Source organism: Streptomyces sindenensis, assembly GCF_014649035.1.
Lineage (GTDB): Bacteria > Actinomycetota > Actinomycetes > Streptomycetales > Streptomycetaceae > Streptomyces > Streptomyces sindenensis.
The window spans coordinates 707,511-716,975 of record NZ_BMSG01000001.1; the positions used below are offsets into that span (position 1 = coordinate 707,511).

The window sequence follows — 9,465 nt, forward strand, 5'->3', positions numbered from 1 at the left end:
CGGCGCTACCGTCGTGCCGTCGGCCGGACACGGCCGGCGCGCGGGCAGGCCGGGAGGGCACACATGGAGGGCAAGAACGAGCAGCGGGCGGGCCTGCTGTACGGAATCGGCGCGTACGGGATGTGGGGCCTGGTCCCGCTGTTCTGGCCGCTGCTCGAACCGTCCGGGGCGATCGAGATCCTCGCCCACCGGATGGTCTGGTCGCTCGGCGTCGTCGCCGTCGCTCTGCTGGCCGTCCGCCGCTGGGCCTGGGTCGGCGAGCTGGTCCGCGACCGGCGCAAGCTGGGGCTGATATCGGTGGCGGCGGCGACGATCTCCGTCAACTGGGGCCTGTACATCTGGGCCGTGAACAACGGGCACGTCGTCGAGGCCTCGCTCGGCTACTTCATCAACCCGCTGGTCACCATCGCCCTGGGCGTCCTGCTGCTGGGCGAACGGCTGCGGCCCGCCCAGTGGGCCGCGGTGGCCATCAGCGTGGCCGCCGTGCTCGTCCTGGCGATCGGGTACGGCAAGCCGCCCTGGGTCTCGCTGGTGCTGGCGTTCTCCTTCGCCACGTACGGCCTGGTGAAGAAGAAGGTGAACATGGGCGGCCTGGAGTCCCTGGCCGCCGAGACCGCCGTCCTCTTCGTGCCCGCGCTCGGCTTCCTGCTCTGGCTGGGCGCCACCGGCGAGTCGACGTTCACGGCCGGGGGCGCCGGGCACGGGTTCCTGCTCGCCGCGACGGGCATCGTCACCGCCCTCCCGCTGATCTGCTTCGGCGCGGCGGCGATCCGGGTGCCGCTGTCCACGCTGGGGCTCCTCCAGTACCTGGCCCCGGTCTTCCAGTTCGGCCTGGGCGTCCTCTACTTCCACGAGGCGATGCCGCCCGAGCGGTGGGCCGGGTTCACCCTCGTCTGGCTCGCCCTGTCACTGCTGACCTGGGACGCCCTGCGTACCGCGCGGCGCAACCGGGCGCTGGCGGCGGAGCTGCTGGCGACGGCGGCCGCCGCCCCGGCGACCGCGCCCCCGGACTCCGCGGAACAAAAGATTACCTAGTTGCTTTTCTTACTCGGTTACGTTTTTCTGGTCATGGACGGCCGGAAGCGTGACCGAGGAGAGACATGCGCATGACCGACGTACTCATCGTGGGAGCGGGACCCACCGGGCTGGTGCTGGCCTGCGATCTGGCCCGGCGCGGGGCCGCCGTACGGATCGTGGACCGGTCCCCCGCGCCACCGCGCACCTCGCGTGCCAAGGGCCCCAACGCCCGGTCCCTGGAGATCCTGGACGACCTCGGGGTGGCCGAGGAGGTACTCGCCGCGGGCTCGGCCCCGCTGCCGATGCTCAAGTACCGCGACCGCCTCCCGGTCGCGGAGACCGATCCGTGGGCGGACTCCGCGCCGTCCCCGGACGCCCCCTACGATCGGGGCCGGCTGATCGCCCAGTGGCGGCTGGAGGAGATCCTCCGCGACCGGCTGGCCGGGTACGGCGTCCGCGTCGAGCTGGGCCGCGAGGTCGTGGGCCTGGCGGAGCGGGCCCACGACCAGGAAATCGACGGGCAGCAGACCGACGGGCAGGAAACCGACAGGCAGCAGGACGACGGGCGGCAGTTCGACGGGCAGCAGGTCGACGTGACGTTCGCGGAGGGCCGGACGGAACGCGCCCGGTACGTCGTCGGGTGCGACGGCGCCCACAGCTCCGTACGGAAGCTGCTCGGGATCGGGTTCGAGGGAACCACCGCCGAGGACCAGGTGATGGTCTGCGGCGATGTCGACCTCGTCGAAGGCGCCCTGGACCGTACCCGCTGGCATCAGTGGTTCGACGAGGACGGCGCGGTCATGCTCTGCCCGATCCCCGGTACGCGGACGGGCTGGTGGTTCCAGGCGGGGCCGGAGCGGGACGGGCGGGGCCGCCCGCTCGCACCCACCGCCGACGGGTTCCGGCGGCTGCTCGCCCGCCACACCGCGCTGTCCGGCCGCGCCCTGACGCGGGCCGAGCTGCTGTCGACGTACCGGGTCAACGTGCGGATGGCGGACCGGTTCCGCGCCGGGCGGGCCTTCCTCGCGGGCGACGCGGCACACGTCCACGCCGTCGCGGGCGGCCTCGGCATGAACACGGGCATCCAGGACGCGTTCAACCTCGGCTGGAAGCTGGGCCTGGTGCTCGCCGGCCACGCGGGGGCACAGCTGCTGGACACGTACGAGGAGGAACGGCTTCCGGTGGCGGCCCGGACCCTGGACCTCACCTCGGAGCGGCTGCGGGCCACCCTGGAGGCGATCCGCCGGCCCGGCGGCGGCCTGGACGCGGCGATCACCCCGGACACGACCGGCCTGGGGGTCGGGTACCGCTGGAGCTCCCTGGCCCGGGCGCACGACGAGGCCCCGCAGCCCGGGGACGGCTTGCCGGACTTCCCGCAGGCCGGGGACCGGGCCCCGGACGCCCCGTGCGTGGACGCCGCCACCGGGGCCCGCACCCGGCTCCACCGCGTCTTCGCGGGTCCCCGCACCACCGTCCTCGGCTTCGGACCGGGCAGCGCGGCGGTCCTGCGTGAAGTGGCGGCCGCGTACGGCGACGCCGGGGTACGGACCTGCCGCGTGTACGCGTCGTACGAGAGCGGGACGCGGTCCGGCCCGGGAGCGGCGGTCGTCGACGACGAGGGCCACGCGGCCGCGGCGTACGGAACGGGAGCCTTCGGCGGTACGGGCACGGGCATCGTCGTCGTCCGCCCCGACCACCACCTGGGCCTGTGCGCCCCGGCGGACGACGCCCGCTCCGTACACGCGTATCTGCGCCGGCTCCACGGTTCGGAACGGTTCTCCGGCATCGGTGGACGCCGCCCGTAAAGGCTGATTGAGTGCCCGGATGGGGACTGTCCTGGGGGCCATGAGGAACGTGCGGTGGCACGAGTTGCAGCATGCGTACGGCTCCGCGTCCCAGGTTCCCGGGGTGCTGTCGCGGATCGCCTGGGGCGACGCGCCGTCCTCGGACGAGGCGCTGAACGATCTGGAACGGTGGATCGGCACCCCGCCCGTCTTCGACTCGACGGCGGCGACGGTGCCGTTCCTCTGGGAGCTGGCGGCGACGGACACGGTCCGGGACCGGGCCGGCGTGCTGGACCTGCTGTCCACGATCCTGGCCGCCGGAAACCCCGAGCACCCGGCGTGGACGCGCGCCGCGCACGAGGAGGTGGCGGAGGGGCGCGGCACGGCCGTCCGGCTGGCCGCGGACGACAGGGCGGCCTCGCCTCATCGGACCGTACGCGCGGCGGCGACACGTCTGCTGGCCGCGATCGATGGGCACAGGTGCCCCGCCTGCCCCGCCCGCCCCACCTCTCCCCCGGACGGGGCATAGCCGGAAGGCCACCCCAGGCCAGCTCTCAGGCCAGCTCTCAGGCCACTCTCGGGTCAGTGCCCAGGTGAGCCCTCAGGTCAGTGCCCAGGCCAGTCCCGAGGTCAGTCCTCCGGCCAGTGCCCAGGTCAGTCCTCAGGTCGGCCCTCAGGTCAGTTCGGCCTCGATCCGGTCCATCACGTTCTTCCAGTGCGTACGGCGCTCCTCGCGCTCCTCGGCGCTCGCCAGACGCTCCTGGTGGAAGCGCAGCACGGTCCGGTCCTCGGAGCTGCCGGGTGTCACGGCCACCTGGACGGTGGAGGTCCCGTGGGTGAGGCGGACCCGGTCGCCGGGGCGGTAGCTGCGGATCTCGCCCTCGACGCCGTCCGCCGTACGGTACGGAGCGCCCTTCTCGGTGGGCACCGGGCCGTCGAGGCCGAGCCAGAGCGCGGCGCCCTCCGGGCCGGCGACGAAGTCCCAGACGGCGGTCAGCGGTCGGCGGATGGTCCGGGAGACGCCGATCTCCCAGCCTGCGTCCTGTGTGAGTCCGGTCGGCATGGCGGATACTCCTTCAGCTATTCGGTGCGTCGGTGCTGATCAGTCGGTGGATTCCCCGTCGGAGACGGTGAGCCGGGCGCGGTGGGCGCGGACCTTGTGGCGGTTGCCGCAGCGCTCCATCGAGCACCAGCGACGTCTGCCGGGACGGGAGGTGTCCACGAACAAGAGGCGGCAGTCGTGCGCGCCGCAGGTGCGGATGCGGTGGGCGTACGCCCCGGTGAACAGGTCGATCGCGTCGCGGGCGACGGTGGAGAGCAGCCCGGTCCCGGTGCCGCCCGGCGTCCACACCCGCTCGCCGCCCACGGTCAGCCGGGACGCCAACGACGGCCCGGCCGCCGCGTCGTTGAGAGTGGCGAGGTCGTTCGGAGCCGGGGGCTCTTCCCGTACCCAGCTCTCCGTAATCCGCCAGAGCGCGTCGCGCAACGCCCGCGCGGCCGCCACCTCCGCCGCGCTCACGACGAGCCCCTCGCCCTCACCGGAACCGGCCCCGAGCCCGCCCGGCAGCCGGCTCTCCTCCGCCCAGCGCACCAGGTCGGCCGGCTCGTGCAGCACCTCGAAGTACGACAGCGGCCCGGGTCCACCGGTCGGCAGCAGCTCCAGACACAGCGCGCCCGGATCGAACCGGAACGAACTGCCGTCCGGGTGCCGCAGCAACAGCCCCGGCGTGTTGGTTGCCTTCCCACTCATGTAACCACTATAAACGGTTTCCATGACGGAGACACCGACACAGCCACTGGCCTGGAAGCTCGTGATCGACAGCGCCGACCCGCACGCACAGGCCGGATTCTGGGCCCAGGCCCTGGGGTACGTCGTCGAGGACAACAGCCCGCTGGTCGAGCAGTTGCTCGCGGCCGGAGCCGTGCCCGAGGCCATCACGACCCGCGCCCACGGCCGCCGCGCCTGGCTCGACCTGGCGGCGGCCCGCCACCCGGACGACCCGTACGACGAGGTCAGCGGTGCGGGACAGGGGCGGCGGCTGCTGTTCCAGCGGGTGCCGGAGCCGAAGACGGTGAAGAACCGCCTCCACATCGACGTGCACTCCGCCCCGGGTCGGCGCGACGCGGAGGCCGAGCGGCTGACGGCGCTGGGCGCGCGGGCGCAGCGCACGGTCGACGAGCAGGGCGGAAGCTGGATCGTCATGACGGATCCGGAGGGCAACGAGTTCTGCCTGAACTGAACCCCCCGGGGCCGGTCGCCGGACTACCGCCACAGCCCGCGCGGCAGCAACTCCACCAGCCGGCCGCCCGGACCGGGACCGGATCGCCGTCGCCGGCGGCCCGGCCCCGGCGCGACGGCACGAGACCCCCGCTCCGACCCCGGCACCCGGCCCCGACCCCGACCCCGGAAATGGAACCCGAGGCCGGGGCCGGGGCCCGCGGTCACCCCTGCTCGCAGCTGCGGCAGACGCCGCGGCGGCGCAGGTAGTACAGATAGGTGGCGGCACCCAGCGCGGCGCCCCACACCACCCAGAGGATCGCGGGCCCCGTGATCCCCCATGAGGCGGCCTCGAAGCCGCGCACCGCCATCAGACCGCCCGGAATGAGCACCACCGCGACCAGCCCGGCCGGGACGACGGCGGTCGCCGGATGGATCGTCCGCCGCTTCTTCCACCACACCCAGCGCGGCCACACCTCGCCCCACCCGGCGACCAGCCCGTGCGTCAGCAGGCTGCCCAGGGTCGACACCACCCCCAGCGCGAGCCCGACCTCCAGCATGTTAGGCGTGTCCCGCATCTCCTTCAGGAACGCGTCCGTGATGCCGAGCGGCACGTCGAAGTACCAGGCGATGCGGGTGATGTCGTACGGGAGGGTCGACAGCACGGCCAGCCAGACCGCCCGGCGCCCCCAGACGCGCAGCCTGACAGGGTCCGTCCGCCGCCCCGATCCGTGCGGGGCCCGGCCGCAGTGGACGCACCGCCCGCTGGTGCGCCGCTGGTACGCGAGCGTCGCGGCGACCCACAGCAGCCCGCCGACGAAGACGATCATCAGGTTCCCGCGGTGCCAGTACAGGATGTCGCCCAGGTCCTGCGGCCCCGGCACCCCGGTGAAGGCGAACACGATCAGCACCGGCGAGAACGCCAGCAGGCCGAGCAGCGAGTAGTCGGGGATCAGGAGGGCCAGGGAGATGCCCGCCGCCCACCCGTAGCCGAGCAGGACTGTGCGGACCCGGCCGGTCCCGACCCGCTTCAGCATCAACAGCCCGGCGACCACACCGAGGGCACAGAACACGGCCAGCACCGGGGCGACCGCCTCGGCCCGGCTCGGCTCCAGGATCGACCCCGACGAACGGTCCTCGTGAACCCGCTCGAAGGGGTATCCGTCGCCGCCGAGGGTCCAGTACAGCGCCGCGGCCCCGTAGAGCACCGACCACACGACCGCCAGACGCACGGCCAGGTCCGGCCACCGGGACCACCACCAGCGCCGACGGCGGGACGCAGCCTGCGGGACGCCGTCACCGGCAGGCGTTTCGGTGGCTGTGTTCGGCATGACGGACTGCTCCCTCCGAGGCGCCGTTCGAATCCCGCGGGGACGGCGGCCCCCCGCCCGCCCGGAAGCGGACCGGGAACCGCCGGAACAAGGTCACCGATCAGGCACAGAATCCGATCGACGGTTACCGATCGGCGGTTACCGATCAGCGGTTACCGATCGGGGACGGACAGAATCCGATCAGCAGGTGACGAGGCCCTGGAACTTCCAGCTGGTCCCCAGGATCGGCTGGTCCCTGGAGAACTTCGCCTCCTCGCCGGGCTGGAGCTCGTAACAGCCGGGCGCCGGGTCCATCTCAAGGTTCCAGGTCGGCGTGACCCGCTGCGTGGTCGCGCAGTTGTTGGTCATCCAGACGGTCACGTACCGGAAGAAGATGACCGCCCCGGTCCCCTCGACACAACTCGGCGCGGGGGCCGCCGCTACCGCGGGGGCAGCCGGTGCGGGGGCGGCGGCCGCATGGGCCTGGCCGACGCCGAGCACGGCCGTGCCCGCCAGGGCCGCCGCGGCAATACCTGAAGCGAATTTACGCATGCCCTCATCCCATCTGTTTACGGACAATTCCTTCGCCGCCACCCTTGCCGAGGCATCCGGCCCCCTCAACGCTGGATCAGAAACTTCGAAGGCACGCCCCTCGGCCCCCTCACCCCACCCCTCTCGCTTGCCCTCAACCGCGCTTGAGGTCCTACGGTCGCCGTCAGGTCCGTAAGGCCATCCCGGCCGTCGCGTCCCGGCCATCTCGGCCGTCGCGTCCCGGCCACCACGCCACCGAGGGAGCATCCGCCATGCCCGATCAGCAGCTCAGCGACGCCGAACTCGCCGCCCAGCCCGCCGCCTACTGGACCGGGGTCGCCTACGAGGCGCTCATCGCCCACATCCGGGAGCGGCAGGCTGAGAAGGGGTACACCCAGCCCCAGTTCTGGCTGCTGCGCAACCTGTCGGCCGCCGACATCTCTCCCGACGGCGCGGGGATGACCCTCCCCGAGCTTCAGCGGGCCATGGCCTCGTACATCCGGCCCGAGGACGACCTCGCGGTCGAGGCCGAGGTGCTCGTACGGCGGGGCTGGCTGCGGCGGGACGCGGACGACCGGCTGTGGATCACGGAGGAGGGGGAAGAGGCGCGCCTCGACCTCAAGCGCAACACCCCGGCGATCCGCGCCGCGCTCCACGAGGGGATCTCCGACGCGGACTACGTCACCACCGTCAAGGTGCTGCGGCAGCTGGTGCGTAACGCGGGAGGGACCGCCGCCTGAGAGCCCTCCATATCCGGTCCACCCCTCGCGGGCAAGCGGCCGTTCGGGGCCTTCTAGGCTGGGGCCATGCCCACGCCCCCCGCATATGCGCTCGTCGCCACGGACCTGGACGGCACCCTGCTGCGCCCCGACGACACCGTCAGCTCCCGGTCCCGTGCCGCGCTCGGTCTCGCCGCCGCCTCGGGCGCCCGGCATCTGATCGTGACCGGGCGGCCCGTCCCGGGGATACGGGCGCTGCTCACGGACCTCGCGTACACCGGGCTCGTCGTCTGCGGGCAGGGCACCCAGCTCTACGACGCGGACGCCGGGCGGCTGCTGCACTCCGCCACCCTGGACCGGGAGGCCGCCGACACCGCCCTCGGCAAGATCGAGGCGGAGGTCGGGGCCGTGTTCGCCGCCGTGGACCAGGACGGCGTGGACGGGGTCACCCTGATCGAGGCCGGCTACCGGATGCCGAATCCGACGCTGCCCGCCCAACGTGTGGGTGTCCGCGAGGCGTTGTGGGAACGGCCCGTGATCAAGGTGCTGGTACGCCACCCGGAGCTGGGCGACGACGCGCTGGCCGCCGCCGCACGCGGCGCCGTGGGCGATCTGGCGACGGTGACCATGGCGGGGCCCGGCACGGTGGAGCTGGCTCCGCGCGGGGTGGACAAGGGCACGGGACTCGCGGCGGCGGCCGAGCTGCTGGGCATCGGGGCCGAGGGGACCGTCGCGTTCGGCGACATGCCCAACGACCTGCCGATGTTCGCCGGCTCGGGCCTCCGGGTGGCGATGGGCAACGCCCACCCGGAGCTGCGCGCGGCGGCCGACGAGGTGACCCTGACGAACGCGGAGGACGGGGTCGCGGTGGTCCTGGAGCGACTGTTCGGCACCGGCCCCGCCTAGACTCCGCCCAGGACTCCGGTTTGGTCTAGACCAAGACGGGTAGGCTCCGGTCGCCCGCGCGGCGACCCCACCGCCGCGCGCGGCGCTTGGCATGCACCTGCCCATCTCCCGTTCCGTAGGGCAGGCGGGCGAACCCCCGCAGACCACCGAGGAGTTGTCGTGAAGCGCATGAGGATGACGGCCGCCGTGACCCTGCTCGCCACCGGCCTCGCCGTGTCCCCGGCCGTCGCGGCGCCCACCGCCGCCGAGGGCAAGGCCCGGATCGGCGCCGACTGGGCGAAGCAGTCGGTCACCTTCACCGCCGCCCCGGGTCAGGTCAACGACCTCCACGTGGTCCCGATGGACCAGGGCGACGGGGTCCGGCGGATCGGCTTCCGGGACTCGGTTCCGCTCCAGCCCGGTGATCACTGCGCGTACTTGGAGCCGGGCGTCGCGACGTACGTCGTCTGCGAACTGCCCACCGACAGCGCCCGGCCGGACCGGATCGACGTCTTCCTCGGCGACGGCGACGACGAGATCGCCACGAGCGACCCCGGTGTCGCCACCGTCAGCGGCGGCCCCGGGGACGACACGCTGCACGCCCACACCGCGCACACCGTGCGGGGCGACGCGGGCGACGACATGGTCATGGGGCGCGTCGTCCTCAACGGCGGCGACGGCATGGACCACCTGATGGCCGTCGACGGCGACCAGGTGCTGTGGGGCGGCCGGGGCGACGACATGATCGAGGCGTACGACGGCGCTGACATCGTGTACGCGGGCCCGGGCGACGACCACGTCATGGGCGGGGAGGGCAACGACATCGTCCTCGGCGGCTCCGGCGACGACATGCTGCACGGCGAGGCGGGCGACGACGTGATCGTGGGCGGCTCGGGCAAGGACACGGTCGAAGGCGGCCCGGGCCGGAACATCACGCTCCCCTGAGAAAGTGTTGGGTAACTGATCAACTGCTGCTTGTAGTCGACGGCGGTGATCTTCGT

Annotated in this window: 11 protein-coding genes; 7 read left to right on the forward strand and 4 right to left on the reverse strand. The window is 73.0% G+C overall.

The window, feature by feature from the left end:
- Positions 1-63: 63 nt before the first annotated feature.
- The 3 genes from rarD (at position 64) to IE145_RS03220 (ending at position 3,330) form a co-directional block, all read left to right on the forward strand.
- Positions 64-1,035 (forward strand): EamA family transporter RarD, encoded by a 972-nt coding sequence (gene rarD / locus IE145_RS03210; protein WP_189518522.1) that lies wholly within the window; start codon positions 64-66, stop codon positions 1,033-1,035.
- Positions 1,036-1,106: 71 nt separating this feature from the next.
- Positions 1,107-2,822 carry an FAD-dependent monooxygenase gene (locus IE145_RS03215; protein WP_373296557.1) on the forward strand — a complete coding sequence of 572 codons (1,716 nt, stop codon included), beginning with the start codon at positions 1,107-1,109 and terminating at the stop codon, positions 2,820-2,822.
- 19 nt (positions 2,823-2,841) lie between these two features.
- Positions 2,842-3,330, forward strand: coding sequence for a hypothetical protein (locus tag IE145_RS03220; RefSeq protein WP_189518527.1), 489 nt, complete (start codon positions 2,842-2,844; stop codon positions 3,328-3,330).
- 144 nt (positions 3,331-3,474) lie between these two features.
- On the opposite strand, the gene IE145_RS03225 is transcribed toward IE145_RS03220, so the two are convergent.
- Both IE145_RS03225 and IE145_RS03230 read right to left on the reverse strand, forming a co-directional pair.
- Positions 3,475-3,864 carry an SRPBCC family protein gene (locus tag IE145_RS03225; RefSeq protein ID WP_189518529.1) on the reverse strand — a complete coding sequence of 130 codons (390 nt, stop codon included), beginning with the start codon at positions 3,862-3,864 and terminating at the stop codon, positions 3,475-3,477.
- 39 nt (positions 3,865-3,903) lie between these two features.
- Positions 3,904-4,551: a CGNR zinc finger domain-containing protein gene (locus IE145_RS03230; RefSeq protein WP_189518531.1), complete on the reverse strand. Its 648-nt coding sequence runs from the start codon at positions 4,549-4,551 to the stop codon at positions 3,904-3,906.
- A gap of 22 nt (positions 4,552-4,573) precedes the next feature.
- Here IE145_RS03230 and IE145_RS03235 point away from each other — a divergent pair, with 22 nt between their 5' ends.
- Positions 4,574-5,041, forward strand: coding sequence for a VOC family protein (locus tag IE145_RS03235; RefSeq protein ID WP_189518533.1), 468 nt, complete (start codon positions 4,574-4,576; stop codon positions 5,039-5,041).
- Between the two features lie 202 nt (positions 5,042-5,243).
- Here the strand turns inward: IE145_RS03235 and IE145_RS03240 are convergent, their stop codons facing one another.
- Together IE145_RS03240 and IE145_RS03245 are read right to left on the reverse strand one after the other, a co-directional pair.
- Positions 5,244-6,350: an NYN domain-containing protein gene (locus IE145_RS03240; protein ID WP_189518535.1), complete on the reverse strand. Its 1,107-nt coding sequence runs from the start codon at positions 6,348-6,350 to the stop codon at positions 5,244-5,246.
- A gap of 180 nt (positions 6,351-6,530) precedes the next feature.
- Positions 6,531-6,881, reverse strand: coding sequence for an alpha-amylase inhibitor (locus IE145_RS03245; RefSeq protein ID WP_189518537.1), 351 nt, complete (start codon positions 6,879-6,881; stop codon positions 6,531-6,533).
- Positions 6,882-7,132: 251 nt separating this feature from the next.
- On the opposite strand from IE145_RS03245, the gene IE145_RS03250 reads away from it, so the two are divergent.
- The 3 genes from IE145_RS03250 (at position 7,133) to IE145_RS03260 (ending at position 9,409) form a co-directional block, all read left to right on the forward strand.
- Positions 7,133-7,600 (forward strand): winged helix DNA-binding protein, encoded by a 468-nt coding sequence (locus tag IE145_RS03250; protein WP_189518539.1) that lies wholly within the window; start codon positions 7,133-7,135, stop codon positions 7,598-7,600.
- 66 nt (positions 7,601-7,666) lie between these two features.
- Entirely contained in the window at positions 7,667-8,485 is an 819-nt protein-coding gene (locus tag IE145_RS03255) for an HAD family hydrolase (protein WP_189518541.1), read from the forward strand.
- A 168-nt stretch (positions 8,486-8,653) separates the two neighbouring features.
- Positions 8,654-9,409, forward strand: a complete 756-nt coding sequence (locus tag IE145_RS03260; RefSeq protein ID WP_373296561.1) for a calcium-binding protein — start codon at positions 8,654-8,656, stop codon at positions 9,407-9,409.
- The last annotated feature ends 56 nt before the right edge of the window (positions 9,410-9,465 follow it).

What these genes read in the sequence shown, in the direction of transcription:
- rarD (WP_189518522.1), top strand. Translation starts at nt 64, where the DNA reads ATGGAGGGCAAGAACGAGCAGCGGGCGGGCCTGCTGTACGGAATCGGC.
- IE145_RS03215 (WP_373296557.1), top strand. Translation starts at nt 1,107, where the DNA reads ATGACCGACGTACTCATCGTGGGAGCGGGACCCACCGGGCTGGTGCTG.
- IE145_RS03220 (WP_189518527.1), top strand. Translation starts at nt 2,842, where the DNA reads ATGGGGACTGTCCTGGGGGCCATGAGGAACGTGCGGTGGCACGAGTTG.
- IE145_RS03225 (WP_189518529.1), bottom strand. Translation starts at nt 3,864, where the DNA reads ATGCCGACCGGACTCACACAGGACGCAGGCTGGGAGATCGGCGTCTCC.
- IE145_RS03230 (WP_189518531.1), bottom strand. Translation starts at nt 4,551, where the DNA reads ATGAGTGGGAAGGCAACCAACACGCCGGGGCTGTTGCTGCGGCACCCG.
- IE145_RS03235 (WP_189518533.1), top strand. Translation starts at nt 4,574, where the DNA reads ATGACGGAGACACCGACACAGCCACTGGCCTGGAAGCTCGTGATCGAC.
- IE145_RS03240 (WP_189518535.1), bottom strand. Translation starts at nt 6,350, where the DNA reads ATGCCGAACACAGCCACCGAAACGCCTGCCGGTGACGGCGTCCCGCAG.
- IE145_RS03245 (WP_189518537.1), bottom strand. Translation starts at nt 6,881, where the DNA reads ATGCGTAAATTCGCTTCAGGTATTGCCGCGGCGGCCCTGGCGGGCACG.
- IE145_RS03250 (WP_189518539.1), top strand. Translation starts at nt 7,133, where the DNA reads ATGCCCGATCAGCAGCTCAGCGACGCCGAACTCGCCGCCCAGCCCGCC.
- IE145_RS03255 (WP_189518541.1), top strand. Translation starts at nt 7,667, where the DNA reads ATGCCCACGCCCCCCGCATATGCGCTCGTCGCCACGGACCTGGACGGC.
- IE145_RS03260 (WP_373296561.1), top strand. Translation starts at nt 8,654, where the DNA reads ATGAGGATGACGGCCGCCGTGACCCTGCTCGCCACCGGCCTCGCCGTG.